The 26,772-nt window shown below is 32.8% G+C and carries 25 protein-coding genes; 14 read left to right on the top strand and 11 right to left on the bottom strand.

Annotation, left to right across the window (positions count from 1 at the left end; genetic code table 11):
- The first annotated feature begins 172 nt into the window (after positions 1-172).
- The 4 genes from HMPREF3134_RS00985 to agrA are packed head-to-tail and all read left to right on the top strand — an operon-like array spanning position 173 to position 2,929.
- Positions 173-739, top strand: coding sequence for an accessory gene regulator AgrB (locus HMPREF3134_RS00985; protein ID WP_070440199.1), 567 nt, complete (start codon positions 173-175; stop codon positions 737-739).
- A 2-nt stretch (positions 740-741) separates the two neighbouring features.
- A complete protein-coding gene (agrD, locus tag HMPREF3134_RS00980) occupies positions 742-879 on the top strand; it encodes a cyclic lactone autoinducer peptide AgrD (RefSeq protein ID WP_037551251.1) in 138 nt (45 codons plus the stop codon).
- A gap of 31 nt (positions 880-910) precedes the next feature.
- Positions 911-2,194, top strand: coding sequence for a quorum-sensing sensor histidine kinase AgrC (agrC, locus tag HMPREF3134_RS00975; protein WP_070440197.1), 1,284 nt, complete (start codon positions 911-913; stop codon positions 2,192-2,194).
- 18 nt (positions 2,195-2,212) lie between these two features.
- A complete protein-coding gene (gene agrA / locus HMPREF3134_RS00970) occupies positions 2,213-2,929 on the top strand; it encodes a quorum-sensing response regulator AgrA (protein WP_011275301.1) in 717 nt (238 codons plus the stop codon).
- A gap of 117 nt (positions 2,930-3,046) precedes the next feature.
- Here agrA and HMPREF3134_RS00965 read toward each other — a convergent pair whose 3' ends face one another.
- The 7 genes from HMPREF3134_RS00965 to HMPREF3134_RS00935 all read right to left on the bottom strand — a co-directional run bounded on the left by HMPREF3134_RS00965 (position 3,047) and on the right by HMPREF3134_RS00935 (position 10,189).
- The gene (locus HMPREF3134_RS00965) at positions 3,047-4,012 is read right to left on the bottom strand and encodes a carbohydrate kinase family protein (protein ID WP_070440195.1); all 966 of its coding nucleotides are present in this window, start codon (positions 4,010-4,012) and stop codon (positions 3,047-3,049) included.
- A gap of 3 nt (positions 4,013-4,015) precedes the next feature.
- Positions 4,016-5,500: a sucrose-6-phosphate hydrolase gene (locus HMPREF3134_RS00960; RefSeq protein ID WP_070440193.1), complete on the bottom strand. Its 1,485-nt coding sequence runs from the start codon at positions 5,498-5,500 to the stop codon at positions 4,016-4,018.
- Between the two features lie 84 nt (positions 5,501-5,584).
- Positions 5,585-6,544 carry a LacI family DNA-binding transcriptional regulator gene (locus HMPREF3134_RS00955; RefSeq protein WP_070440191.1) on the bottom strand — a complete coding sequence of 320 codons (960 nt, stop codon included), beginning with the start codon at positions 6,542-6,544 and terminating at the stop codon, positions 5,585-5,587.
- A gap of 100 nt (positions 6,545-6,644) precedes the next feature.
- Positions 6,645-7,889, bottom strand: coding sequence for an ammonium transporter (locus HMPREF3134_RS00950; RefSeq protein WP_070440189.1), 1,245 nt, complete (start codon positions 7,887-7,889; stop codon positions 6,645-6,647).
- Positions 7,890-8,010: 121 nt separating this feature from the next.
- The gene (locus HMPREF3134_RS00945; protein ID WP_070440186.1) at positions 8,011-8,235 is read right to left on the bottom strand and encodes a sulfurtransferase TusA family protein; all 225 of its coding nucleotides are present in this window, start codon (positions 8,233-8,235) and stop codon (positions 8,011-8,013) included.
- A 19-nt stretch (positions 8,236-8,254) separates the two neighbouring features.
- Positions 8,255-9,352 carry a YeeE/YedE family protein gene (locus tag HMPREF3134_RS00940; RefSeq protein WP_070440184.1) on the bottom strand — a complete coding sequence of 366 codons (1,098 nt, stop codon included), beginning with the start codon at positions 9,350-9,352 and terminating at the stop codon, positions 8,255-8,257.
- A gap of 198 nt (positions 9,353-9,550) precedes the next feature.
- A complete protein-coding gene (locus tag HMPREF3134_RS00935; protein ID WP_070440182.1) occupies positions 9,551-10,189 on the bottom strand; it encodes a redox-sensing transcriptional repressor Rex in 639 nt (212 codons plus the stop codon).
- 241 nt (positions 10,190-10,430) lie between these two features.
- Here HMPREF3134_RS00935 and HMPREF3134_RS00930 point away from each other — a divergent pair, with 241 nt between their 5' ends.
- Positions 10,431-12,374 (top strand): ABC-F family ATP-binding cassette domain-containing protein, encoded by a 1,944-nt coding sequence (locus tag HMPREF3134_RS00930; protein WP_070440180.1) that lies wholly within the window; start codon positions 10,431-10,433, stop codon positions 12,372-12,374.
- A 381-nt stretch (positions 12,375-12,755) separates the two neighbouring features.
- On the opposite strand, the gene tsaD is transcribed toward HMPREF3134_RS00930, so the two are convergent.
- From tsaD to tsaE, 4 genes are read right to left on the bottom strand one after another with little or no spacing between them, the layout of a single operon-like run.
- On the bottom strand, positions 12,756-13,784 hold the full coding sequence (gene tsaD / locus HMPREF3134_RS00925; protein WP_070440178.1) for a tRNA (adenosine(37)-N6)-threonylcarbamoyltransferase complex transferase subunit TsaD: 1,029 nt from the start codon (positions 13,782-13,784) through the stop codon (positions 12,756-12,758).
- Positions 13,777-14,241, bottom strand: coding sequence for a ribosomal protein S18-alanine N-acetyltransferase (gene rimI, locus HMPREF3134_RS00920; protein WP_070440176.1), 465 nt, complete (start codon positions 14,239-14,241; stop codon positions 13,777-13,779). The genes tsaD and rimI overlap by 8 nt, the downstream gene beginning before the upstream one ends.
- A complete protein-coding gene (gene tsaB, locus HMPREF3134_RS00915; protein WP_070440174.1) occupies positions 14,214-14,879 on the bottom strand; it encodes a tRNA (adenosine(37)-N6)-threonylcarbamoyltransferase complex dimerization subunit type 1 TsaB in 666 nt (221 codons plus the stop codon). Before tsaB ends, rimI begins: the two co-directional genes overlap by 28 nt.
- On the bottom strand, positions 14,860-15,321 hold the full coding sequence (gene tsaE / locus HMPREF3134_RS00910) for a tRNA (adenosine(37)-N6)-threonylcarbamoyltransferase complex ATPase subunit type 1 TsaE (RefSeq protein WP_070440172.1): 462 nt from the start codon (positions 15,319-15,321) through the stop codon (positions 14,860-14,862). The genes tsaB and tsaE overlap by 20 nt, the downstream gene beginning before the upstream one ends.
- Positions 15,322-15,818: 497 nt before the next feature.
- Between tsaE and ilvD the strand changes: the two genes are divergently transcribed.
- From ilvD to ilvA, 9 genes are all read left to right on the top strand, one after another.
- Complete coding sequence (gene ilvD / locus HMPREF3134_RS00905) at positions 15,819-17,507, top strand: dihydroxy-acid dehydratase (protein WP_070440170.1); 1,689 nt, start codon at positions 15,819-15,821, stop codon at positions 17,505-17,507.
- A 60-nt stretch (positions 17,508-17,567) separates the two neighbouring features.
- Entirely contained in the window at positions 17,568-19,301 is a 1,734-nt protein-coding gene (gene ilvB / locus HMPREF3134_RS00900) for a biosynthetic-type acetolactate synthase large subunit (protein ID WP_053025141.1), read from the top strand.
- Positions 19,298-19,540: an ACT domain-containing protein gene (locus tag HMPREF3134_RS00895; RefSeq protein ID WP_070440168.1), complete on the top strand. Its 243-nt coding sequence runs from the start codon at positions 19,298-19,300 to the stop codon at positions 19,538-19,540. Before ilvB ends, HMPREF3134_RS00895 begins: the two co-directional genes overlap by 4 nt.
- Before the next feature lie 135 nt (positions 19,541-19,675).
- Entirely contained in the window at positions 19,676-20,680 is a 1,005-nt protein-coding gene (gene ilvC, locus HMPREF3134_RS00890; RefSeq protein ID WP_011275285.1) for a ketol-acid reductoisomerase, read from the top strand.
- A 20-nt stretch (positions 20,681-20,700) separates the two neighbouring features.
- Positions 20,701-22,233: a 2-isopropylmalate synthase gene (locus tag HMPREF3134_RS00885; RefSeq protein ID WP_070440166.1), complete on the top strand. Its 1,533-nt coding sequence runs from the start codon at positions 20,701-20,703 to the stop codon at positions 22,231-22,233.
- Positions 22,233-23,273 carry a 3-isopropylmalate dehydrogenase gene (gene leuB, locus HMPREF3134_RS00880; RefSeq protein ID WP_070440165.1) on the top strand — a complete coding sequence of 347 codons (1,041 nt, stop codon included), beginning with the start codon at positions 22,233-22,235 and terminating at the stop codon, positions 23,271-23,273. The genes HMPREF3134_RS00885 and leuB overlap by 1 nt, the downstream gene beginning before the upstream one ends.
- Before the next feature lie 17 nt (positions 23,274-23,290).
- Entirely contained in the window at positions 23,291-24,661 is a 1,371-nt protein-coding gene (gene leuC / locus HMPREF3134_RS00875; protein WP_070440164.1) for a 3-isopropylmalate dehydratase large subunit, read from the top strand.
- A 2-nt stretch (positions 24,662-24,663) separates the two neighbouring features.
- Positions 24,664-25,239, top strand: coding sequence for a 3-isopropylmalate dehydratase small subunit (gene leuD / locus HMPREF3134_RS00870; protein ID WP_070440163.1), 576 nt, complete (start codon positions 24,664-24,666; stop codon positions 25,237-25,239).
- A gap of 6 nt (positions 25,240-25,245) precedes the next feature.
- Positions 25,246-26,514 carry a threonine ammonia-lyase IlvA gene (gene ilvA / locus HMPREF3134_RS00865; RefSeq protein ID WP_070440162.1) on the top strand — a complete coding sequence of 423 codons (1,269 nt, stop codon included), beginning with the start codon at positions 25,246-25,248 and terminating at the stop codon, positions 26,512-26,514.
- The last annotated feature ends 258 nt before the right edge of the window (positions 26,515-26,772 follow it).

Here is a 26,772-nt window from a genome sequence, read left to right as displayed (position 1 = left end):
TTAATTATTTCTTAAATCGCATTTTTTTATACATAACTGTAATATTTTATATGTTAAAATATTACTTGTAATTTCAATATAACAGTTAAGTATTTATTTTGAACAGTTAAGCATAAGTACCCAGACCAATTGCACTAAATTGTATAATTGATATAAGGAGAGTGGCACACCATTGAAAGCAATTGATAATAAGATTGAGCAATTCGCATTATATTTGCAACGCAAAAATAATCTTGATCATATTCAATTTTTGAAAGTAAGATTGGGATTACAAGTTGTTGTAAGCAATCTATCAAAAACAATTGTGACATATGGTGTTGCACTTATCTTCCATACATTTCTATACACTTTATTTACACATGTAAGTTATTTTTTAGTTAGACGTTATGCACACGGGGCACATGCAAAATCATCATTGCTATGTCATGTTCAAAATTTAGCTTTATTTGTAGCATTACCCTGGTTGCTAGTATATTTTCAAGTGAATCTGGGTATTATGTATTCTGTAGTTGCAATTGGGACTGTTTTAATTATTTACTATGCCCCTTCAGCAACTAAGAAACAACCAATTCCTAGTCACTTAAAAATGAAAAAGAAGTTATTATCAGTCATCATAACAATGGTTTTATTAATAATTTCATTTTTAGCACCAGAACCGTTTAAGCAATTAATTTTATTAGGAATTACACTTGAGAGCATTACATTATTACCAATCTTTTTTCCTAGGGAGGAGAATTAATTATGACAGTATTATTAGATTTAATCATCAAATTATTTACATTTCTTTTACAATCAATTGGTACAATAGCTTCATTCACTCCTTGTACTACTTATTTTGATGAACCAGAAGTACCTGAGGAACTAACAAACGCTAAATAATGATAAAAAAGTGTAGAAAGTGTGTATAAGTATGGATTTTTTATCAAATGTGCCATTAGCAGTTTTCCAAGGAATACTACTATTTATAGTTTCAAATATAATTTTAAATTTAAAATACTCATTAAGGGATTATTTACTAATTGCAGGAATAATAATCCCTTCTTCTATTCTATATTATTTTTTTGATAGCTTTGCATTGATTGTTTTATTAGTAGGATGTGCCATTTTTTTATATTCAAAAGTTCAATTTTATTCTATTTTGACTGTACTAAGTTGTGCTATCATAATGTTTTTTAGTAATTTTGTAACAGTTATTACATTTGTGCTCTTTGAAAATTACTTAAACACTAAATTTTTAATATTTATTGTATACATAACAATATTTAGCGGCTTTTCAATTCTGTTTGGTGTTTTTTTCCGCTTTTTATTAAATAGATTAAAACAATCATATTTATCTATCAACAAGACGTATCTTACAATTATTTCGCTTGTCTTGATTTTATCTTTTATAATATTATACGCTTACTCACAAACACCGAAGTTAGATATTTCATCCTTAAAAATGTACGGTTTAATTTTCATTGGAATTATTCTTTTCTTTACTGTTCTAATTATTTTCATATCTAACTATATGATTAAAGAACTACGTTATAAACGTAACATGGAAGAGATTGAAACATACTACGAATATACGTTACACATTGAGTCAATTAACAATGAAATGCGTAAGTTTAGACATGATTACGTGAACATCTTAACTACAATGTCTGAATATATTCGTGAAGATGATATGCCTGGATTAAGACAATATTTTAATGAAAATATCGTACCTATGAAAGATAATCTTCAAATGAAGTCTATTAAAATTAATGGAACTGAGAATTTAAAAGTACGTGCGATTAAAGGCTTAGTTACCACTAAAATTTTACAAGCTCAAGAAAAAAACATTCCAATTAGTATAGAAGTACCAGAGTTAGTAGAACATATAGAAATGAACACGATTGATCTTAGTCGTATCATTGGAATTATTACTGATAACGCAATAGAAGCATCTGAAACGCTTGAAGATGCATTAATACGTATCGCTTTTATTAATACAGACTCTTCCGTCATGTTTATTGTTATGAATAAATGTAAAGAAGATATGCCACGTATTCACGAACTATTTCAAGAACGCTTTTCAACAAAAGGAGAAAATAGAGGTCTAGGATTAAGTACTCTGAAAGAAATTACTGATTCTACTGAAAATGTATTGCTAGATACCACAATAGAGAATGGCTACTTTATACAAAAAGTAGAAATCATTAACAATTAGTCATAAGGATGTGTAATCATGAAAATATTCATTTGTGAAGATGATGTAAAACAACGCGAAAATATGGTTTCAATTATTAATAATTACATTATGATTGAAGAAAAACCTATGGAGATTGCGCTTGCAACAGACGATCCTTATGAAGTCATTGAAAAATCTAAAGAGATGAATGATGTCGGATGTTACTTTCTAGATATTCAATTAGAGGCTGATATCAACGGTATTAAATTAGGTAGTGAAATTCGTAAGTATGACCCTATTGGAAATATCATATTCGTTACAAGTCATAGTGAGTTAACGTACCTAACCTTTGTTTACAAAGTGTCAGCAATGGATTTTATCTTTAAAGATGATCCAAGCCAATTACAGTCCAGAATTATTGATTGCTTAGAAACTGCACACACTCGCTTAAAATTATTATCTAAAGAAAGTACTGTTGAAACGATTGAATTGAAACGAGGAAGTAATTCAATTTATGTTCAATATGATGACGTAATGTTTTTCGAATCATCTACAAAATCACATCGATTAATCGCACATTTAGATAATCGTCAAATTGAGTTCTATGGCAATTTAAAAGAACTTGCACAACTTGATGAGCGGTTCTTTAGATGTCACAACAGCTTCGTTGTTAACAGACATAATATTGAATCCATAGATTCAAAAGAACGTATTGTCAATTTTAAAAACGGTGAGCACTGTTTTGCTTCGGTTCGTAATGTTAAAAAAATATAGTTATGTCTATCAAACTTTTTAAATATAAATTTCATCACAGAAGTAAAAATAATTGAGAACATCACGTATAAAAAAGCCAGTAAATGAACTAATAAAATCATTTACTGGCACTTTTTATCATTTATTTAATTCAGTTGTAACATCTTCAATTGTAGGAATACTCTCTATTGCACCGTATTTAGTTGTAACCTTTGCGGCCACCATGTTGCTAAATCTGAGAATGTCCTGTCCTTCTTCTTTTAGCAACTTAGTAATATTTAATTCGTCACTCAATAGCATTCTACTTATTGCAGCTCCTATAAAGGCATCCCCTGCACCAGTTGTATCAATTGCTTTTACTTTAAATCCTCCATGATGTATCTTAGTCCCATCTTTTAAAACAATACTTGCACCTGCAGCACCTTGAGTATAAATAACTGCTTCTACAGAACCCTCAAATAATGATTGAATAGCTTTATCTTCATCCGCTTCACCAGTTATAAATTCTAGCTCTTCATCTGAAATTTTAATCACATTAGCTTTCGGTAAAAATTCATGTATTGCTTCTTTACATGCTTCAGCGTTTTGCCAAAGAGGTAAACGAACATTAGGATCAAAAACAATGGTTGCATTTGCTGACTTAAATTTATTTACCATAGATTTGTGAGCTTCTTTCATATTACTTTCAACTAAATCAACAGAACAGAAATGTAATACATCGTTTGGCTTGATTGTAATTTCATTTAGATATTCAGCTTTATAAAGCATATCAGCTGAGGGTTTACGATAAAATGAAAAATCTCTTTGTCCATCTTCTTTTAAACTCACAAATGCTAGTGCAGTATTAGCTTGATCTGTTCGCTTTATAAATTGAGTACCTACACCAATATCTTTTAAAGTTTCTACGATAATATCTCCAAATGCATCATTACCTAATTGAGTGACCATTTCAGTGGAGGCACCCATTTTTCGAGCTACACTCACAACATTAGCTGGTGCACCTCCAACCTGCCTACTAAACTGTTCAACATCTTTAAGTTCAGAGTTCTTAACATTTGGAATAAAATCTATTAATGCTTCACCTATCCCATATAACTTTCTCATTTTTTACTCATCCTTAAGTTCATATTTAGTGAATTTTAAATATACTTGTCCAGTCTCTGTTGAAGTTTCTATACCTGTAGCATTTTCATCTGGAAATATTCTTGATGTTAAAACACGTTCCCCATCATTACAGAATATTTCAATACTAGATGTATCAACAAATATTTGCAAACGTGTGAGAGGAGAATCCAATATCGTACTTCTCGTTAAATCTTGAACATTTTCAGGCAATAATCCACTTTCTGAGCGATCTAATGTAATTTTTTGTTCCCTTGTATTGTAGATAATTTTGGTGTTATTTTGTTTTGAGGTCCGTAATTCAAAATAAATTTTTGAAGCGTCATTTTCGATAATATCAATAATTAGTTCATATTGTTTGCCTTCATATGGATGTAATTTTCGGTTAAATTTATTTGCATAACCTAATGCCGTTTCTTTATTTTTACGTAATCGTTCAAGACCTTTAAACGGGCGTTGTCGTAATTGATTATTCTCTATTGTTAGTACTCTAGGTATCGTTAAACAATGTGCCCATCCTTCTTCATCAGTAGGATAATTTATTTCTGGCAAGCCCATCCAACCTATTAAAACTCGATTGCCATTTTCATCTAAAAAAGTTTGGGGTGCGTAAAAATCAAAACCATTATCCAGTTCTACAAATTCACTATGATCAAAGGATAATGAATCAAAATTTAAATCCCCAATTAAATAGCCTGATTGATATATATTTCTAAACTGATCCCCTTGTGGTTCTATTCCCTGAGGGCTGAACAGTAAGATATCCTTAGAATCTAATTTAAAATAATCGGGACATTCCCACATATAACCAAAGTTTTTTAATTTAGTATCAATTTCTCCACAATATGACCATTGATTTAGTTGCTTATCATTCGTTTTATAAATTAAGCAGCAACCAAGTTCCTCGTTTGTTTGAGCACCTATAATCGCATAATATTCATTATTTAATTCGAAAACTTTAGGATCTCTAAAATGACTTGTATACCCTTCAGGTTGTGAAGGAATTACGGGTGCATCAAATTTAGTAATCTCTCCATTACTTTGAACTTTAGCGATCATCTGACTAGCATATCGATTCCATTGTTCATCACGATGATTGCCTGTATACATGTAATATAAATCTCCATTATGCTCAAAAGCACTACCACTGTAAACACCATGGCTATCATAATATGTATCGGGTTTAATTAAGGTATCTTGTGGTTCAAATGCCACTAAATCATCACTAGTATAATTAAACCAATATTTCAATCCATGCACTGCTCCTAATGGGAACCATTGATGTGAAACATAATATTTGCCGTTATGATAAATTAATCCATTAGGATCATTTAGCAAACCAGTTTCAGGTTGAATATGAAATATTTGACGAAATCTTGACGCTTTAACTTGTTGATTGAGATTTTCTAAATACTTTTTATCAACGTCTTCAATACGACGATAACGTTCTTCTCTTGACCATTCAGCCATATTATTCCTCCAAAATAATTTAAATCTAAATTTAATATAATTTTATCATTGATTATGGTATCGGTTCCATAGTTTTAAATATTTTTAAAAATTCTCTATTTCAACAGGAATGACAGTTTTAGATACTGCATTTTTAGAAAAAATTAATTCATTCAATTGGTTCATAGCATATGTGCCAGCTTTAAAATAATTGAATTTAACTGTCGTAATAGCGGGTGTAACAAGTTGTGTCATTGGGTCTCCCCCAAATCCAAAAATATGATAATTTACAGTAGCATTGTTTTGTTGAGAATAAAATTTATGAATTGCTAATGCAATAGGATCTGTTGCTCCAATTAACGCATCGATACCTCTAGCATTTTTTAACTTCTTAGAAACATCATTTTTTGCCTCTTCATATTTAAAAGAAGTTAAATAAATTTCAGGATGAACATCGTATTTTTTTAAACCATCAATAATACCTTGTTTACGTTTGACGCCTACAGCAACGTCCTCCTCACCTACACCAAAGAATACAACGTTTTTATGCTTTTTACGCCCTATCTGTTCCCCTACTATAAAACCAGCTTGATAATCATCATGAATTATACTATGTAAATTGGGATAGGATTGCCCAACCAGAATTACCGGTACATTTAATTTTTCAATTACTTCCAAGTGTTCATCAGTCAAAGTAGTAGCCATTAATATGATGCCATCCACTTTACTTCTTGAAAATGTCTCCAAGGCCTCTATTTCAGCACGTATATCTAAACCAGTATAGTTAAGTAATAATTGATATTGATGTTGATGGCATACAGATACAATTCCTTTCACAGTTTCATCAACCGCATGTGAATTCATCCTTGGAATGATAGCACCAATAAGATTCGTATGCTTAGCTCTTAAACTTTGAGCAAACTGATTCGGCTGATAATCATATTCTTCAATAATTCGACTTAATTTTTCTTTAGTTTGATGGCTTACTGAGCCACCATTTAAAAAGCGGGAGACCGTGCTTTTAGATACTCCCGCTAATTTTGCGATATCTGATATATTTTTCATTAGATTAATCACCTAAATTAGTTTTCATTTAAAGATTATTTTATCACAGAAATAATCTCTAAAAGTAACTTTTTTAATATGTATTAGTCTAATAATATTATCAATATCTCTTATTTAATTTGTTTAGTTCTCCATAAAAATAGGCTTTCTCACCATGAACAAGTTGATCTAAACCTGCTTTATCTTCTTCTTCAGTAGTAGCGATAGGCATTATTTTCTGTAAAATTTTTCCTATAATCCATGTTAAAACAATGGTATAACACAATACCACGACAACAGCTAGTATTTGAATTAAGATTGAGTGTACATCTCCTGTATAGATTAAACCATTTGATACATCATTATTAACATGGTGTGATTGAAAAACACCGGTAAGAATAGCACCAACAATTCCTCCAGCTCCATGAATACCAAATGCATCAAGTGTATCATTATATTTATATTTCACTTTAATTACATTAATAACAAGGTAACAAACGATTCCACCTGCAAATGAAATGATAAAAGCACTGAAATAACTAACATAGCCTGCTGCCGGTGTAATAGCGACTAACCCTGCCAACACGCCTGATAACAACCCAAGTAAACTTAATTTCTTAGTAATACAGTACCCAACTACTAACCAGCTAAGAGCGCCACCACTTGCAGCAATAATCGTATTTACAAATGATGTTAAAGCGACATCATTTAAAGTATATGCACTACCTGTGTTAAAGCCATACCAACCTATCCATACTAAAATACCACCAATTAAAGTGATTAAAAGATTATGTGGCTGTATTTTTTCAATTTTTTTACCATTACCTATCATAATAGCCAAAATTAGTCCTGAGAGTCCAGATGTGATATGTACAACTGTACCACCTGCATAATCAAGAGCACCAAGTTGTTGAATCCAACCTCCGCCCCACACCCAATGCGCAACTGGACTATATATTAAAATCACCCATAAAAAGATAAAGATAATAAATGGAAAGAATTTCATACGTTCAGCGATTGAACCTGAAAGGATTGAAACTGCAATTGTACAAAACATCATTTGGAATAGCATAAATAATGCAAATGGAATATGCGGACTTAATTGATCATTAACTGCAAAGCCAACATGCTGTAACCCAATTAAATCAAAATTCCCTATCAAAGCATTTCCAGTTCCAAAGCTTAATGAAAATCCTAATGCAACCCATGTGAAAGTCACGATAACCATTGCTGCCATACTTTGCATTACTGTATTCAAAACATTCTTTGATTGAACTAGACCACCGTAAAATAAGCTAAGACCTGGTGTCATAATCCATACCAGTAAAGTGCAAAGAAATAAAAAAATTGTGTCATCCATCTTCATAATTACCACTTCCTTTAAAAATATCATAATGATACTAAATTGAAATAGCAAAAACGCGTAAGATAAAATGACACAATATGTTACATAATATAACAAAGACACTTTACATGCCTATTTTGTTTTAAGCTTTCTGAATTGTAATTGTCCATGAAGCATCGTCTAATTGTTCATAATTCGTAACTGGATAACCTTGCTCGGCTGCCCAATTAGGAATAGCTTCTGTTGCTTGTGTACAATCAAAATCAATTTTAAGTTCATCACCACTATCTAGTATTTGCATTTTCTTTTGCGCTTCTATTAATGGGAATGGACAAACCATACCTACAGTACCTAATTCATATAACATTGTATTACCTCCAAATTAATTAAGTTGTTTGTACTTGTTTTGTCGCTGTTGTTGCTTGAGATTTAGATGTTTGTTTTTCTAATTTTTTCATTGGTCTAATAAATATAAAGTAACTCATAAACCATACACCTAAAATCATAGAACCAAGTGCTATCCATCCTTTCCAAGACATGATAGCAGTTTCTACTAAACCATTTCCAATTGAACATCCTCCAGCTACTGAAGCACCAAATCCCATACAAATACCACCAATAGCACTATTGCGAATGGTTTTCTTATCAGGTAATCGCCATTTAAATTCACGTGATCCTTTAGCAGCAATATAAGAACCTAAGAATATACCTAAAATCAATAATACTCCCCAATCAATTAGCTTAGTATCACCTGTAATTAAAAAGGTAATTAAGTTTGCTGAAGGTGTAGTAATGCCTAATCCGTAATCTCTTCCAGTAGAAATACTCATTGGCCAAGCTATTAAAGCAATTAACCCTACTGCAATACCAGCCACAAATGGATGGTATCGTTTTTCAAATAAATAGTGTCTCAAGCCACTATACTTTTGTTTAAGCTTTGGAACTGCAAATTTGGGTTTTGGTTTACGTAATGTTTTAGTTACAAAAATGATAGTTATAATTGTTAATACTAACGTAAAAACCCACATAGGAATACCGGTAGTCTGAGACATATTTGCATTAATGTTTGTAGGTTTATTAATCCATGTCATTACTGGAAGTAAAATACCAGTTTTAGTAATAGCTGCAGTTACAGCATATAGTACGAGTGCTACCCAACTGCCAATCAAACCTTCACCAGCTCGATACCATGTACCTGTAGCACATCCTCCTGCTAATACAATACCGATTCCAAATATAAAAGCACCAATAATTGTACCTATAATTGGAAATGTACTATCTGGGATAGATATAACATTTAATCCGGTTAAAATAAGTAGTCCAATACTTTGGACTGTAATAGCAACTAATAAGGCATAAAACATTTTATTATTTTTTTGAACGTACATATCTCTGAAGCCACCAGCTAAACAGAAGCGTGTACGTTGCATCACAAACCCTAATAATATACCTACTATAAGACCACTAATAATCATCCATATCACTATCATTTCATCCTTTCCCGATAATTTTACTAAGGTATTATAATCAATTGTACTAAATTTGGCAACATCTTAAAATTAAACGCTTTTGATTTTTAATAATATGATGTTTTCAATACTAAATGAAATTAATGAATTTTAAACGCAAATTAAAAAACATCCCTCTTATAAAAAAGGATGTAAGAATATAAATATAAAAATTTAATTAGAATAGTTTTTCATAAAGAATAGCAATGATTGCAATTCTATGCCCAAGTCAATATGATGCACTTGTACGGTATTAGGTACTTCTATTCTAGCTGGTGTGAAATTTAGTATACCTTGAATATTAGCTTCAACTAATTGATTCGCAACCCTTTGTGCCGCTTCTTCTGGTGTAGTTAGTATTACAACATTTATTTTTTGAGCATTGAGTACTTTTTTTAAATCGTTCATATGATGCACAGATACATCACCAATCTCTGTTCCGACAATCTGTTCATCTATATCAAAAGCCTCAGTTATTGTCATTTCATCATGAATTGAAAAGTTATATGTCAAAAGTGCTCGACCTAAATTACCAACACCTACTAAAGCTATGTATATATTATCACTATCACTTAGTGCTGTTTTAAAGAATTCTAATAGACTATCTATATTGTAACCGTAACCTTTTTTGCCTAATTCTCCAAAGTAAGAGAAATCTCTTCGGATGGTTGCTGATTCAATATTAAGTGCCTCACTAATAGCCTTAGAATTAACCCTATCAATGCCTTTAGACTTGAGTGTGTTAACGAATCTGTAATATAAAGGTAATCGCTTCAAAGTTGCCCGTGGAATTTTAGATTTATTATGAGCCATTTAAAATATCCCTCCTTTATGTTTGAATTTTATAATCTATGTATCCAAACTATTTTGAGTGCTATACGTTTTAAATTTAAAAATGTCATTATGTCCTATTATGAATACTGGAATATTATACCTTAACATATTTTAAAAATAAATAACTTAGTTTCAAGAAACTAAGTTATACGGTAAAATATAGAGTAATATACAATCTAATTTCGAGTAATAAACTTATAAATAGAAAGGTGAAACCTGAATGATACTCTTGCAATTAAACGATATTTCGAAATCATTTGATGGCGAAGATATTTTTACGCGTGTGAATTTCGAAGTAAAAACAGGCGAACGAATTGGTGTCGTAGGCAGAAACGGTGCCGGTAAATCGACTTTAATGAAAATCATTGCCGGTGTTGAAGACTATGATAGCGGTCATATATCAAAAATCAAAAATTTACGTATGGGTTATTTAACACAGCAAATGACACTTAATTCATCCGCTTCAGTCTTCGAAGAAATGTCAAAACCGTTTGAACATTTAAAAAAAATGGAACTTCTAATTAGAGAAGAAACGAACTGGCTAGCTGATCAAGCATCTAACTATGATTCCGAAGAATATCAACAACATATGGAACGCTATGAATCTTTAACTAATCAATTCGAACAACTTGATGGTTATCAGTATGAGAGTAAAATCAAAACTGTTCTACATGGTTTAAATTTCAATGAAGATGATTTCGATAAACCTATCAACGATTTCAGTGGTGGTCAAAAAACGCGATTATCCTTAGCCCAAATGCTATTGAATGAGCCAGATTTATTACTACTAGACGAACCTACAAACCATTTAGATTTAGAAACGACGAAGTGGTTAGAGGATTATTTAAAATATTTCAAAGGTGCCATTGTTATTATTAGTCACGATAGATATTTCCTAGATAAAATTGTCACTCAAATTTATGATGTTGCACTTGGCGATTTTAAACGTTACGTCGGAAATTATGAACAATTTATTGAGCAACGTGATAAATATTACGAAAGCAGAATGCAAGAATATGAACGTCAGCAAGATGAAATTAAACGATTAGAAACATTTGTAGAGAAAAATATAACACGTGCTTCAACTAGTGGAATGGCAAAAAGTCGTCGAAAAACACTAGAAAAAATGGAACGTATTGACAAACCTATGTTGGACGCAAGAAGTGCTAACATTCAATTTGACTTTAATCGTAATACAGGTAATGACGTTATGCATATTCGTAATCTGAAAATTGGTTATGACTCGCCTATAACATCTCCTATTAATATTGAAGTAAGTAAGGGGGATCATATTGCTATTATTGGCCCAAATGGCGTAGGTAAAACTACTCTGATCAAGACCATCGCTCGACGTCAAAAGCAATTAGAGGGTGAAATTACCTTTGGTGCAAATCTTCAAATTGGTTATTATGATCAAAAGCAAGCTGAATTTAAATCTAATAAAACAATTATCGACTATGTTTGGGATCAATATGCAACAATGAATGAAAAAGATATTCGTGCTATACTCGGACGTTTCTTATTCGTGCAAGATGATGTAAAGAAAGTCATCAATGATTTATCTGGTGGAGAAAAAGCTCGTTTGCAATTGGCACTACTTATGCTTCAAAGAGATAATGTATTAATCCTTGATGAACCAACAAACCATCTTGATATAGATTCTAAAGAGATGTTAGAACAAGCGCTAAAAGATTTTGAAGGAACTATTCTTTTTGTGTCACACGATCGTTACTTTATTAATCAATTAGCAAATAAAGTATTCGACTTAAATAATGACGGTGGCCAAATGTATTTGGGAGATTATCAATATTACATCGAGAAAACAGAAGAAGCAGCGGCACTTGAAGCTTTTAAAAATGAACGAAATGATTTAAGTAAAGAGGATACTTCAAAACAAAATGAAGCTAATGAAAATGTAAATACTTATGATTCTCAAAAGCAACAACGTCGTGAGCAACGAAAATTAGAACGACTCATTGAGAACTGTGAAGCCAAAATTGAAACATTTGAGAATGAAATAGCACGCATTGATGAACAACTCACTCAGCCTGACGTGTTCAATAATCCTGATAAAGCCTCATCATTAGCGAATCAGAAACTTGAAACCGAACAGAAGTTAGAACAGGTTATGTTGGAATGGGAAAATTTACAAGAAAACATCTAAAAACTCATCATTTTACTATTAGCTAGAAAGTATTAATTAACTTTCTAGCTAATTTTTTATACAAATTTCAACAAAAGTTATAAACAGCTAAAATACGATATTATCAACTATCCACATAGTTATCCCACTTATCCACAACTTATTTCAAATTATTTTACAAACTTTTTACACAAAATTAAATTCATATCCACATTGTTAAGAACGGTTTATCCACAACTTATGCACTTAATGTTGATAAGTACAAACGTTCCCTATTGACCTTTTGAAATATTTTTATCTAAATAAAAAACCTCCTGTTAACAGTGGATCTTAATCCTTACGTTAAAAGAGGTTCCTTATGATTATTGAAATAATTAATTCGATTAAATAAATAATATAAATTTAAACGTCTATAGTAGCTTCTTCTATATCCATATTATTTTCGCCATTCAAATCTAACTTAGCTGTAATTCCTGACTTATAATAGTAATATGCTGCAGCACCAATCATTGCTGCATTATCAGTACATAATTTAGGACTTGGAATGGATAAATGAATATTATTATCTTCACATAATTGTTGTAAACGATGTCGCAGTCCTTTATTACTTGCAACACCTCCAGCAACAATAAGTCTGTTAACTTTATAGGCTTTACATGCATTAATCGCTTTGGTACTTAACACGTCTACAACACTATTTTGAAAACTAGTTGCTACATCTTCTTTTACAACTTCTTCATTCTTTTGTCGCAAATTATGCAGTTTATTTATAACAGAACTTTTCAATCCACTAAAACTAAAATCATAACTTTCCTTTTCTAACCACACTCTAGGAAAATCATAAGTATCTTTACCATATTGAGCTAATTTATCAATTTGTGGCCCTCCAGGGTATGGTAAATCAATTGTTCGAGCGACTTTATCATACGCCTCTCCCACTGCATCATCTCTTGTCTCACCAATTACTTCGAAATGCATATGAGATTTCATATATACTAATTCAGTATGGCCCCCTGACACAATTAGCGCAATTAAAGGAAATGTTAATGTTTCTTCTAAATGATTGGCATAAATGTGACCAGCAATATGGTGAACAGGAATAAGTGGCTTGTCATAAGCAAAAGCTAGTGCTTTCGCTGCATTAATACCGATAAGTAATGCACCAATTAATCCTGGTCCTTGAGTCACTGCTATTGCATCAATATCATTCATTGATATATTTGCAGTTGTTAATGCTTCATCAATCGTTGTCGTAATCCCTTCAACGTGATGTCGACTTGCAACTTCAGGTACAACACCACCGAAACGCTTATGACTCTCAATTTGACTTAATACAATATTAGATAAAATTGAATTTCCATTTTTAATGACACTTACACTTGTTTCATCACAACTCGTTTCTATTGCTAATATTAATGTTTCTTTATTCATTTAAGCTCACCCACATTACCATTGCATCCTCGCCTTCTCCATAATAATTTTTACGTTTACCTCCATATTGAAAACCCAAATTAGTATAAACATGTTGCGCAATTACATTATCTACCCTAACTTCCAAACTCATCACTTCACATGAATGGCTTGCATAATCCATGACATATTTTAATAATAATTGTCCCAGTCCATAACCTCTAAAGTCTTTATGAATTGCTATTGTTGTAATTTGAGCTTGATCAATAACCATCCATAGTCCTAGATATCCGATAATTTCATTTTCAAAAACAATCACAAAATATTTAGCAAAGTTATTTTCATTCAATTCATGATAAAATGCATCAATTGTCCACGAACTATCATTGAAACTATCTCGTTCTATATCGAATACACTGGGGACATCATCTACTTGCATTGCTCTAATTGTTAATTCTGCTTCTGTTGGTTTAGCCAATTTCTTTCAGCCTCTGATAATTTAATATAATTAGGAACAAATGTATGAATCGGTTCACTTTTAGTTATGAGTTGTTTCATAGTTGGAGCATGAGGTAAATTATTTTTTATTTCTCCACCAAGTTGTTCGGATAACTTATCAGCATCTCTACCAACATAAAGAAATGGTTGGTTCATTTTAGTTAATTGCTTTTTTAATTCTTCAATAGGTAAATATTGATCTTCTAAAATAGTTGTTATATTTCCATTAACGTTTTGATAAACACCAGTGTATACCGCTTCACGACGCGCATCAATGATTGGAACTAATAATTTTTGTTCATCATTCTCCACTGTTGCAGCTAATGCTGCTAAAGATGATACACCATATAATTTAGTGTTCAATGCATAGGCCAATGTTTTAGCGGTGGTTACGCCAATTCTAACTCCAGTATAGGAACCTGGACCCTTAGCAACTACAATCCCATCAATAGCATTTTTTTCAATTTTTGCTTCTTCAAATAAGTGCTGAATACCAGGCATAAGTTGACTCGAATGATCTTTTTTTTCTTCCGACGTAGTTTCTGCCAAGACGATATCATCTTGCATGATTGCGATTGACATCGGTTGATTAGATGTATCAATCATTAATAAATTCACTTTCAACTTCCTCCTTTACTTTTAAATAATGGGTTCCTTGGGCTTCTAATTTTATAGTTCTTTTTGTTTCACATAAAGTTTCTATATTGATTATTAAATGTTCCTTAGGTAATAAATCTTGAATAAATTGACTCCATTCAATAATGGTAATGCCTTCATCTTGAAAATATTCATCAAATCCTAGATCTTCATCTGAATCTTCCAAACGATAACAGTCCATATGATGTAATTTTAAATTACTCCCTTTATATGATTTTATAATATTAAAAGTAGGAGAATTAATATTACGCTTAACTCCTAAATGTTTACCTATAAATTGTGTTAGTGTAGTTTTACCTGCCCCTAGGTCGCCATTTAAAAGGATTAAATCACTAGGCTCTAAGTGTCGAACTAACACGTTTGCAAAATGATTTAATTCATCCAAATTATTAATACTTATCATTAGTCCCACTCTTTCAAATTTTTTTACTCAAATGATTATTCATGACCATTTCAGAACTTATGGTAACTTATTTTATTCTCGTAAACTAAATTAAGTCATAAAAATTTTAACTTACTAATTATAACAAATTCCTTAAACAATTTCCCTATACTCAACACAAGAATGATGAGATTAAGTTGTTAGAAAATTCTTAAAAATTCTATTGACTTAATAAAAATGATATAGTAAATTAAGTTTATCGAATTTTTTAAACAATTCTAACTATTCTAATATAACCATTCAAGAAAGGAGTATATTAAAATGACAAATCAAACATATAATCCGACTGACAATTTAATTATTTTATTATACTCGCAAGGACTGGAACTTTAGTAATTATCTGTTACTAAATGTTTAAGTCCTATTTCTCATTGAATGGGACTTATAGACGTCCCAATCATAAATTGGGACGTCTTTTTATGTTTTAAACTTATTGTGTTTTATGGGGGGAATTATTTATGAGAAGTGACATGATAAAAAAAGGTGATCATCAAGCACCTGCTCGAAGTCTTTTACACGCCACGGGCGCACTTAAAAATCCTACAGATATGAACAAACCTTTTGTAGCAATATGTAACTCTTATATCGATATTGTACCTGGACATGTGCATTTAAGAGAATTGGCTGACATTGCTAAAGAAGCTATTCGTGAGGCAGGCGCTATACCTTTCGAGTTTAATACTATTGGTGTTGATGATGGTATAGCTATGGGACACATTGGAATGCGTTACTCACTTCCCTCTCGAGAAATCATTGCTGATGCTGCAGAGACCGTTATTAATGCGCACTGGTTCGATGGCGTATTTTACATTCCTAATTGCGACAAAATAACACCCGGTATGTTATTAGCTGCCGTTAGAACCAATGTACCAGCTATATTCTGTTCTGGTGGGCCTATGAAAGCTGGTTTATCAGCGCAAGGTAAAGCTTTGACATTATCATCAATGTTTGAAGCGGTTGGCGCATTTAAAGAAGGTAAACTCTCCAAAGAAGCATTTTTAGATATGGAACAAAACGCTTGCCCTACTTGCGGTTCTTGCGCGGGAATGTTTACTGCAAACTCAATGAATTGTTTAATGGAAGTGTTAGGCTTGGCACTACCATATAACGGTACAGCTTTAGCAGTAAGCGAACAAAGAAGAGAAATGATTCGTGAAGCTGCATTTAAATTAGTAGATAATATCAAAAAAGATATCAAACCACTTGATATCGTAACTCGAGAAGCTATCGATGATGCATTTGCACTTGATATGGCGATGGGTGGTTCAACTAACACGGTATTACATACGCTAGCCATTGCAAACGAAGCAGGTATTAATTACGATTTGGAACGTATCAATGAAATCGCTAAAAAGACGCCTTATTTATCTAAGATTGCACCAAGTTCTTCATATTCTATGCATGATGTCCACGAAGCAGGTGGTTGTCCAGCTATCATCAATGAATTGATGAAAAAAGAAGGAATATTACATCCAGATAGACTCACAGTTACTGGAAAAACACTTCGTGAAAATAATGAAGGTAAAGAAATTAAGAATTTTGATGTCATTCATTCACTAGATGATCCTTATGATAAGCAAGGTGGTCTCTCAATATTATTTGGAAATATAGCGCCTAAAGGGGCTGTCATTAAAGTTGGTGGCGTTGATCCTTCTATTAAGACATTTACTGGTAAAGCAATTTGTTTCAATTCACACGATGAAGCTGTTGAAGCAATTGATAATAAAATCGTACGCGAAGGTCACGTCGTTGTTATTCGATATGAAGGTCCTAAAGGTGGACCAGGAATGCCTGAAATGTTAGCCCCTACTTCTTCAATTGTAGGTAGAGGTTTAGGTAAGGATGTCGCATTAATAACTGATGGTAGATTCTCTGGTGCAACGAGAGGTATCGCTGTCGGCCACATTTCACCAGAAGCAGCTTCAGGTGGACCTATTGGACTCATTAAGGACGGCGATGAAGTCACTATTGATTTAATCAATCGAACTTTAGATGTTAATCAAACTGAAGAAGAACTTAATCATCGTAAAGAAGCATTACAACCTTTTAAGGCAAAAGTGAAATCAGGTTATCTGGCAAGATATACTGCTTTGGTCACTAGTGCGAATACTGGTGGTATTATGCAAGTTCCCGAAAATCTAATCTAACTAGAGGAGTTGTTCGACATGACAAGTAAAAAGGAAAGTAGCATAGTAAGTCCTGATGCTATGGACTATTCAAAACAAACTAGTCTAAAAGTAGATAGTGATTTAGACGCAAATAATAATTTCAGATCCGGTTCAGAACTTTTAGTAGAGGCATTATTACATGAAGGTGTTGATTTCATATTCGGTTATCCTGGTGGCGCAGTTTTACCATTATACGACACTTTCTATGATGGTAAAATTAAACACATCTTAGCAAGACATGAACAAGGTGCTACTCATGCTGCAGAAGGTTATGCAAGAGTATCTGGCAAAACAGGTGTAGTGGTTGTAACAAGTGGTCCTGGCGCTACAAATGCTATTACCGGTATAACAGATGCGTACTGTGATTCCCTCCCTTTAGTTGTATTCACTGGACAAGTAGCAACACCAGGAATTGGTAAAGACGCTTTTCAAGAAGCAGATTTACTTTCTATGACTACACCAATTACAAAAGCTAATTTCCAAGTTAAAAATGTAAATGATATTCCAAGAATCATTCATGAAGCATTTTACTTAGCAAATTCTGGACGCAAAGGCCCTGTAGTTATAGATTTTCCTAAAGATATGGGTGTGCTTAAAACATCCGCACCACTTGTAAATGAGGTGGACTTACCGGCATATAATGTCATTGAAAATCCTAAAGATAAAGATATTAGTCAATTAATTCAATATTTAGAGAATGCAAAACAACCACTTATCTTAGCAGGCGCTGGCATCAATCATTCACAATCTAATGAATTATTAACTCAATTTGTAACCAAACATCAAATTCCAGTAGCTACTACACTTTTAGGTCTGGGAGCTATTCCTTATGACAATCCACTATTTCTAGGTATGGGTGGTATGCATGGCTCCTATGCAAGTAATATGGCTTTAACTGAATGTGATTTATTAATTAATTTAGGTAGTCGGTTTGATGATAGATTAGCAAGTAATCCTAATGAATTTGCTCCTCATGCAACCGTAGTTCATGTGGATATTGATGAATCAGAAATTAACAAGGTGATTTCGACTGACCTAGGGATAGTTGCTGACTGCAAAAAAGTACTAGAAGCTTTATCTCAAAAATTTACAAATAAAACTTCCCATGAACACTGGGTTAACCATTGTATTGAGAATAAGCACAAACATCCTTTTAAATATAAAAAAGCTGATGCCACATTTTGCAAACCTCAAGAAGCTATTGAATATATAGGAAAAATTACAAACGGTGAAGCTATAGTTACTACTGACGTTGGTCAACATCAAATGTGGGCAGCTCAATTTTATCCATTCAAACATCATGGTCAATGGGTTACTAGCGGTGGTTTAGGTACTATGGGCTTTGGTATTCCATCAGCTATCGGTGCTCAATTAGCTGAACCCGATAAAACAGTTATTTGCTTTGTTGGTGATGGTGGTTTTCAAATGACAAATCAGGAAATAGCGTTACTGCCTGAATACGGACTCAATGTAAAAATCGTTCTAATCAATAATGGCACATTAGGTATGGTTAAACAGTGGCAAGATAAATTCTTTAACCACCGATTCTCTCATTCAGTATTTAATGATCAACCTGACTTCATGAAGATGGCAGAAGCATATGGTGTTAAAGGTTTCTTAGTTGATCATCCAAATAAACTAACTAAAACACTTGATTCAGCATTTAATTATAGTGGACCTGCGCTAATCGAAGTGAGAATCTCACCTACTGAACCAGTTAATCCTATGATTCCAAGTGGCAAAGCGAACCATGAAATGGAGGGGTTAGAATGAAACGAATTTTACATTTAAAAGTAACCGATCAAGTGAGCACATTAAACAGAATTACAAGTGCATTTGTTAGACTACAATATAATATTAATGAATTAACAGTTAAACCATCTAAAGAAAAAGGTATCTCTGATATGCAAATTACTGCAGATATTGAAGATGAAGCTATATTTAAAATTTTAATTGCGAAGTTAAAAAAACAAGTCAGTGTACTCAAAGTTCAAGATATTAGTCAGAACTGAGATAAGCTGTACATTGATGCGCTAGTATAATTAAATAAATCACCACTAACATCACATAATTTAGATAATTTCTTTATCTAAAATTTTAAGAATATTCTAAATATTAAGTTATTTAAATTTTTGGAGGAATGTATTATGACTAAAGTTTATTATGATCAATCTGTTGAGAAAGATGCATTACAAGGTAAAAAAATTGCAATTATCGGTTACGGTTCACAAGGACACGCGCATGCACAAAACCTTAAAGACAATGGTTATGACGTTATTGTTGGTATTCGCCCTGGTCATTCTTTTGATAAAGCTAAAGAAGATGGCTTCGATGTTTATCCAGTTGCAGAAGCTGTTAAACAAGCAGATGTCATCATGGTGTTATTGCCAGATGAAATCCAAGGAAATGTCTATAAAAATGAAATTGAACCTAACTTAGAAGCTGGAAATGCCCTAGCATTTGCGCATGGTTTTAATATCCACTTTGAAGTTATCAAACCACCTAAAGATGTTGATGTCTTCTTAGTAGCTCCTAAAGGACCTGGTCATTTAGTAAGACGTACCTTTGTTGAAGGAACTGCTGTACCAGCACTATTTGGTGTACAACAAGATGCTACTGGTCAAGCACGCGATATTTCATTAAGTTATGCGAAAGGTATTGGCGCTACGCGTGCAGGTGTAATTGAAACAACATTTAAAGAAGAAACTGAAACAGATTTATTCGGTGAGCAAGCAGTACTTTGTGGTGGTATTCATAAATTAATCCAAAGTGGCTTTGAAACTTTAGTTGAAGCGGGCTATCAAAAAGAATTAGCATATTTCGAAGTATTACATGAAATGAAGTTAATTGTTGATTTAATGTATGAAGGCGGTATGGAGAACGTTCGTTACTCAATTTCTAACACAGCAGAGTATGGTGACTATGTTTCAGGACCTAGAGTCATCACTCCTGATGTTAAAGACAATATGAAAGCAGTATTAAAAGATATTCAAAATGGTAATTTTGCAAATAGCTTTGTTAAAGACAATGAAAATGGCTTTAAAGAATTCTATAAATTACGTGAACAACAACACGGTCATGAAATTGAAGCAGTTGGTCGTGAATTAAGAAAAATGATGCCATTCATTAAATCTAAAAGTATTCAAAAATAAAATCTAAGGGGTTGTTAACGATGGAAAGCCATATTCAAATTTTTGATACAACATTAAGAGACGGTGAACAAACACCTGGAGTTAACTTTTCTTTTGATGAGCGATTAAAGATTGCCAAACAGTTAGAAACGTGGGGTGTGGATATACTTGAAGCAGGTTTTCCCGCTTCAAGTGCTGGTAGCTTTAAGTCTGTTCAAGCTATATCAAATACTTTAACTAAAACAGCTGTATGTGGTTTAGCACGCTGTAAAAAATCAGATATCGATGCTGTTTATGAAGCTACAAAAGATGCTGTAAAACCAGTTATTCACGTTTTTATAGCAACTTCACCTATTCACTTAACACATAAACTCAAAATGACTCAACAACAGGTTTTGGAATCAATTAAAGCGCACGTCAGTTACGCCAAACAATACTTTGATGTCGTTCAATTTTCACCTGAGGATGCCACAAGAACTGATACAGATTTCTTAATAAAATGCGTACAGATGGCAGTAGACTGTGGTGCTACAATCATTAATATCCCAGATACAGTCGGTTATAGTTATCCAAATGAATATGGTCGAATTTTTAAAACCTTGATTGAGAACATTAACTCTAAACAAAACATTACTTATAGTGCACATTGTCATGATGATTTAGGAATGGCAGTTGCTAATAGTCTGGCTGCTATTGAAAATGGTGCCACACGAATCGAAGGAACAGTAAATGGCATCGGTGAACGAGCAGGCAATACTGCTATAGAAGAATTAGCTTTAGCACTGTATGTCCGTAAAGATCACTATGGCAATGAAACACGATTGAAACTATCAGAAACAAAAAATACTTCTGATATTATATCTCGTTATGCTGGCATACGCGTTCCTAGAAATAAAGCCATTGTTGGTCAAAATGCTTTTAGTCATGAGTCTGGCATTCACCAAGATGGTGTTTTAAAAAATCCAGAAACTTATGAAATCATGACGCCACAACTTGTTGGTATAAGTAAAAATGATTTACCTCTTGGTAAGCTATCAGGTAAACACGCTTTTGCTGAAAAATTGAAATCTTTAGGATACGATATTGAACCACAAAATCAGGCTGAATTATTTAAACAATTCAAAGCCATTGCCGATAAAAAGAAAAGTGTAACTGATCGAGATATACATGCGATTATCCAAGGTACTGAACATGAGCAAAATGCAATTTATCAAGTTGATACGCTTCAATTGCAGTTTGTTTCCAATGGTTTACAAAGTGCTGTTGTCGTTATAAAAGATAAAAATGGTAATATTTATCAAGATTCAAGTATAGGAACTGGTTCAATTGTGGCTATATATAATGCAGTTGATCGAATTTTTAAACATAAAAGTGAACTCATTGATTACCGTATTGATTCTGTCACTGAAGGTACCGACGCTCAAGCAGAAGTACATGTTTCATTAACTATTGAAGGTCAACCTGTTAATGGTATTGGTATTGATTATGATGTGTTATATGCCTCTTGCAAAGCATATGTAGAAGCACATGCTAAATACGCTAGTGAAATTCACAAAAAGGAAGGTAATCTGTAATGACTTATAATATTGTAGCTTTGCCTGGTGATGGAATAGGACCAGAAATCTTAAGTGGTACGTTAGAATTATTAGAACTAATCAGTAAAAAATATAAATTTGATTATCAATTAACGTCTTATGATTTTGGAGGTGCAGCCATAGATTCGCATGGTGTTCCCCTTCCTGATGATACTTTAAATGCTTGTAAAAATGCTGACGCAATTTTATTGGGTGCTGTAGGTGGTCCTCAATGGACTGATCCTAATAATAGACCTGAGCAAGGATTATTAGCATTACGTAAATCTCTAGGTTTGTTCGCCAATATACGACCTACTAAAGTTACTGAAGGTACAAGTCATTTTTCTCCAATTAGAGAATCACGTGTCAAAGGAACGGATTTTATCATAGTGAGAGAATTAACTAGTGGCTTATATTTTGGTGAACCACGGCATATTGATAATCAAAGTGCACTAGACTCATTAACTTATACTAAAAAGGAAATTGAACGTATTGCAAGGGTAGCTTTTGAATTAGCATCTCAAAGAAAGAAAAAATTAACATCAGTTGATAAAGAAAATGTGTTAGCTACAAGTAAACTTTGGCGTCAAACTATTAATGAAATTAGTCATGAATTTCCTGATGTTAAAGTGAATCATTTACTAGTTGATGCTTGTAGCATGCAGTTAATTTTCCAACCTACTAATTTTGATGTCATTGTTACTGAAAATCTATTTGGAGATATTTTAAGTGATGAAGCTTCTACCATTCCAGGTTCATTAGGTTTATCACCTTCTGCAAGTTTTAGTTTAGAAGGACCAAGACTTTATGAACCTATACATGGTTCAGCACCCGACATTGCAAATCAAAATCTAGCTAACCCATTTGGTATGATACTCTCATTAGCAATGTGTTTACGTGAAAGTTTTAACTTTGATGATGCGGCGTCTGAACTAGAACAGGATGTATATCAACTTATTAAAGAAGGTAAAACAACTAAAGATTTAAATGGGCACTATACTACATCAGATATATTCAATGAATTAAAAAAGAATTATTAATAAGGGGGAATGCTTTTATGGGACAAACGTTATTCGATAAAGTTTGGAATAAACATGTTTTAACCGGGAATGAAGGTGAACCTCAATTATTATATATTGATTTACACTTAATTCATGAAGTGACTTCTCCACAAGCTTTCGAAGGTTTAAGACTTCAAAATCGTAAATTGAGACGTCCTGATTTAACATTTGCAACTTTAGATCATAATGTTCCTACAATAGATATTTTTAATATTAAAGATGAAATTGCGAACAAACAAATTACCACTCTTCAAAAGAATGCAAAAGAATTTGGTGTTCAATTATTTGATATGGGTTCTGATGAACAAGGTATTGTTCACATGGTAGGTCCAGAAACAGGTCTCACTCAACCCGGAAAAACAATCGTTTGTGGTGATTCACATACTGCCACGCATGGGGCCTTTGGTGCAATTGCATTTGGTATTGGGACAAGTGAAGTTGAACATGTATTTGCTACTCAAACACTTTGGCAAACTAAACCTAAAAATTTAAAGATAGACGTTACAGGTCAATTACCAAAAGGCGTCTATGCGAAAGATATTATCTTGTATCTTATTAGTCAATATGGTGTGGATTTTGGTACTGGGTACGCTATTGAATTTACAGGTGAAACGATTAAATCTCTGTCTATGGAAGCTAGAATGACTATCTGCAACATGGCTATTGAAGCTGGTGCTAAATATGGATTGATGCAACCAGATGAAACGACATTTGCTTATGTCAAAGGCAGAAAATATGCTCAAAATTTTGACCGTTCTATCAATGATTGGCGTCAATTATATACTGATGTCGATGCTAAATTTGATAAAGTTATCAAACTTGAAGTTACAGATTTAGAACCTCAAGTTACATGGGGAACAAATCCTGAAATGGGTGTTAGTTTTAATACACCTTTCCCCAAAATTAAAAATATTAATGATGAACGCGCTTATCAATATATGGGCTTAAAACCAGGCCAAAAAGCTGAAGATATTGATTTAGGTTATGTGTTCTTAGGTTCTTGTACCAATGCAAGATTATCAGACTTAGTAGAAGCTAGTCGAATCGTTAAGGGTAAACAAGTCCATCCAAAAATAACTGCAATCGTTGTACCTGGCTCTCGCTCAGTTAAAAAAGAAGCTGAAGCATTGGGTTTGGACAAAATATTTAAAGATGCAGGATTTCAATGGAGAGAACCAGGTTGTTCAATGTGTTTAGGTATGAATCCTGATCAAGTACCTGAAGGCATACATTGTGCCTCTACGAGCAATCGTAACTTTGAAGGAAGACAAGGTAAAGGCGCTAGAACGCATCTAGTGTCCCCTGCTATGGCTGCTGCAGCGGCTATTAAAGGTAGATTCGTAGATGTTAGAAAGGTGGTTGTTTAGTAATGGATATCCAACCTATTACAACCTATACAGGAAAAGTTGTACCATTGTTTAATGACAATATTGATACTGACCAAATTATTCCCAAAGTACATCTTAAACGAATAACTAAAAGTGGTTTCGGTCCTTTTGCATTTGACGAATGGAGATACCTACCTGATGGTACAAATAATCCAGATTTTAATCCGAATAAACCTGAATACTCTGGTGCTACTATTTTGATCACTGGTGACAATTTTGGTTGTGGTTCAAGTCGTGAACATGCTGCGTGGGCTTTAAAAGATTATGGATTCAATATTATTATAGCTGGTAGCTTTAGTGACATATTCTTTATGAATTGTACAAAAAATGGCATGTTACCTATTACTTTAGGTGAAAACGAGAGAAAATATTTAGCTAATCAAAAAGAAATTACCATTGATTTACCAAATCAAACTGTTTCAGCTAATGATAAATCATTTAACTTTCAAATTGATGAAACATGGAAACATAAATTAGTTAATGGTTTAGATGATATAGCCCTAACATTAGAATATGAAGGTTTAATAGAACAATATGAAAATAAGAATAAAGGTTGAGATAAAATGACTGTGAAGACAACTTTAAATGCTAAAGATGTAGAAAATGCATACTTAAGAATAAAAGATGTTGTTAAAGAGACACCTTTACAATTCGATCTCTATCTTTCTCAAAAATATGACTGTAATGTGTATTTAAAAAGAGAAGACCTACAATGGGTTCGCTCTTTCAAACTTAGAGGTGCATATAATGCAATTTCTGTTCTAACAAGTGAAGCTAAAGAAAAAGGCATTACATGCGCAAGTGCTGGAAATCATGCTCAAGGTGTTGCTTATACTGCTAAAGCATTAAATTTAAAAGCCGTGATTTTCATGCCTGTTACCACACCTCTTCAAAAGGTTAATCAAGTTAAATTTTTTGGTTCTAAAAACGTTAAAATCATATTAACTGGAGATACTTTTGATGATTGCTTAAAAGAAGCTTTAATTTATACTGAACAAAATCACATGACTTTTATCGACCCTTTTAATAATGTAGATACAATAGCTGGACAAGGAACATTAGCAAAAGAAATTTTGAATCAATCAAGTAATGATTCAATTACGTTCGATTATCTATTTGCTGCTATTGGTGGTGGAGGTTTGATTTCAGGTATTAGTATTTATATGAATCAATATAGTCCACAAACTAAAATTATTGGTGTCGAACCCTCTGGCGCTAGTAGCATGTATGAATCAGTTGTTGTCCAAAACAAAATAGTGACACTTGATCATATTGACAAGTTTGTAGATGGTGCTTCTGTGGCACGAGTTGGTGATATCACTTATGATATAGCTAAAAAATTTGTAGACGATTATATTCAAGTAGATGAAGGTGCTGTTTGTTCAACTATTTTAGATATGTACTCTAAACAAGCCATAGTTGCTGAACCAGCAGGTGCATTAAGTGTTTCAGCATTAGAGCACTATAAGGAAAAAATTAAAGGTAAGACAGTAGTATGTGTAGTTAGTGGTGGTAATAACGATATTAATCGAATGAAAGAAATTGAAGAACGTTCATTACTTTACGAGGAGATGAAACATTACTTTATTCTTAACTTTCCTCAACGTCCTGGTGCATTAAAGGAATTTGTTAACGATGTATTAGGACCTCAGGATGATATTACTAAGTTTGAATATTTAAAGAAAACTTCTCAAAACACTGGTACTGTCATTATCGGTATTCAACTTAAGAATCATGATGACCTTAACCAACTAAAAATTAATGTTCATGATTTTGATCCATCAAATATTTATATCAATGAGAATAAAATGTTATACTCACTTTTAATTTGAATATTAAATACTCCCATTCCTTGAGATGGGAGTGTTTTCTTTAATTTGCCTGGCAACGTCCTACTCTAGCGGAACGTAAATCTGCTACCATGGCGCTAAGAAACTTACTTCACTTCGAGTCAAGCGCTCGCACCTTTCTTCATTTTCTAAAATTGCTTGCTTTTTTAGCTCAACTAAACTCCCTTCTCAATTTTTTCAATTCATCAGCTTCAAACGCTTTCTCTTCGTAAAGCTATTACACTTTTATTTGTTGTTATC

This window comes from Staphylococcus sp. HMSC14D10, assembly GCF_001808125.1.
GTDB lineage: Bacteria > Bacillota > Bacilli > Staphylococcales > Staphylococcaceae > Staphylococcus > Staphylococcus haemolyticus.
Note: the sequence above shows the minus strand (reverse complement) of the source record. Positions and strands in the feature narration are given on the sequence as shown.

Excerpts from the sequence above, each read along its gene's own strand:
- agrD (WP_037551251.1), top strand. The coding sequence starts at position 742 with ATGACAGTATTATTAGATTTAATCATCAAATTATTTACATTTCTTTTA.
- agrC (WP_070440197.1), top strand. The coding sequence starts at position 911 with ATGGATTTTTTATCAAATGTGCCATTAGCAGTTTTCCAAGGAATACTA.
- agrA (WP_011275301.1), top strand. The coding sequence starts at position 2,213 with ATGAAAATATTCATTTGTGAAGATGATGTAAAACAACGCGAAAATATG.
- HMPREF3134_RS00965 (WP_070440195.1), bottom strand. The coding sequence starts at position 4,012 with ATGAGAAAGTTATATGGGATAGGTGAAGCATTAATAGATTTTATTCCA.
- HMPREF3134_RS00960 (WP_070440193.1), bottom strand. The coding sequence starts at position 5,500 with ATGGCTGAATGGTCAAGAGAAGAACGTTATCGTCGTATTGAAGACGTT.
- HMPREF3134_RS00955 (WP_070440191.1), bottom strand. The coding sequence starts at position 6,544 with ATGAAAAATATATCAGATATCGCAAAATTAGCGGGAGTATCTAAAAGC.
- HMPREF3134_RS00950 (WP_070440189.1), bottom strand. The coding sequence starts at position 7,889 with ATGAAGATGGATGACACAATTTTTTTATTTCTTTGCACTTTACTGGTA.
- HMPREF3134_RS00945 (WP_070440186.1), bottom strand. The coding sequence starts at position 8,235 with ATGTTATATGAATTAGGTACTGTAGGTATGGTTTGTCCATTCCCATTA.
- HMPREF3134_RS00935 (WP_070440182.1), bottom strand. The coding sequence starts at position 10,189 with ATGGCTCATAATAAATCTAAAATTCCACGGGCAACTTTGAAGCGATTA.
- HMPREF3134_RS00930 (WP_070440180.1), top strand. The coding sequence starts at position 10,431 with ATGATACTCTTGCAATTAAACGATATTTCGAAATCATTTGATGGCGAA.
- tsaD (WP_070440178.1), bottom strand. The coding sequence starts at position 13,784 with ATGAATAAAGAAACATTAATATTAGCAATAGAAACGAGTTGTGATGAA.
- tsaE (WP_070440172.1), bottom strand. The coding sequence starts at position 15,321 with ATGATAAGTATTAATAATTTGGATGAATTAAATCATTTTGCAAACGTG.
- ilvD (WP_070440170.1), top strand. The coding sequence starts at position 15,819 with ATGAGAAGTGACATGATAAAAAAAGGTGATCATCAAGCACCTGCTCGA.
- ilvB (WP_053025141.1), top strand. The coding sequence starts at position 17,568 with ATGGACTATTCAAAACAAACTAGTCTAAAAGTAGATAGTGATTTAGAC.
- HMPREF3134_RS00895 (WP_070440168.1), top strand. The coding sequence starts at position 19,298 with ATGAAACGAATTTTACATTTAAAAGTAACCGATCAAGTGAGCACATTA.
- ilvC (WP_011275285.1), top strand. The coding sequence starts at position 19,676 with ATGACTAAAGTTTATTATGATCAATCTGTTGAGAAAGATGCATTACAA.
- HMPREF3134_RS00885 (WP_070440166.1), top strand. The coding sequence starts at position 20,701 with ATGGAAAGCCATATTCAAATTTTTGATACAACATTAAGAGACGGTGAA.
- leuB (WP_070440165.1), top strand. The coding sequence starts at position 22,233 with ATGACTTATAATATTGTAGCTTTGCCTGGTGATGGAATAGGACCAGAA.
- leuC (WP_070440164.1), top strand. The coding sequence starts at position 23,291 with ATGGGACAAACGTTATTCGATAAAGTTTGGAATAAACATGTTTTAACC.
- leuD (WP_070440163.1), top strand. The coding sequence starts at position 24,664 with ATGGATATCCAACCTATTACAACCTATACAGGAAAAGTTGTACCATTG.
- ilvA (WP_070440162.1), top strand. The coding sequence starts at position 25,246 with ATGACTGTGAAGACAACTTTAAATGCTAAAGATGTAGAAAATGCATAC.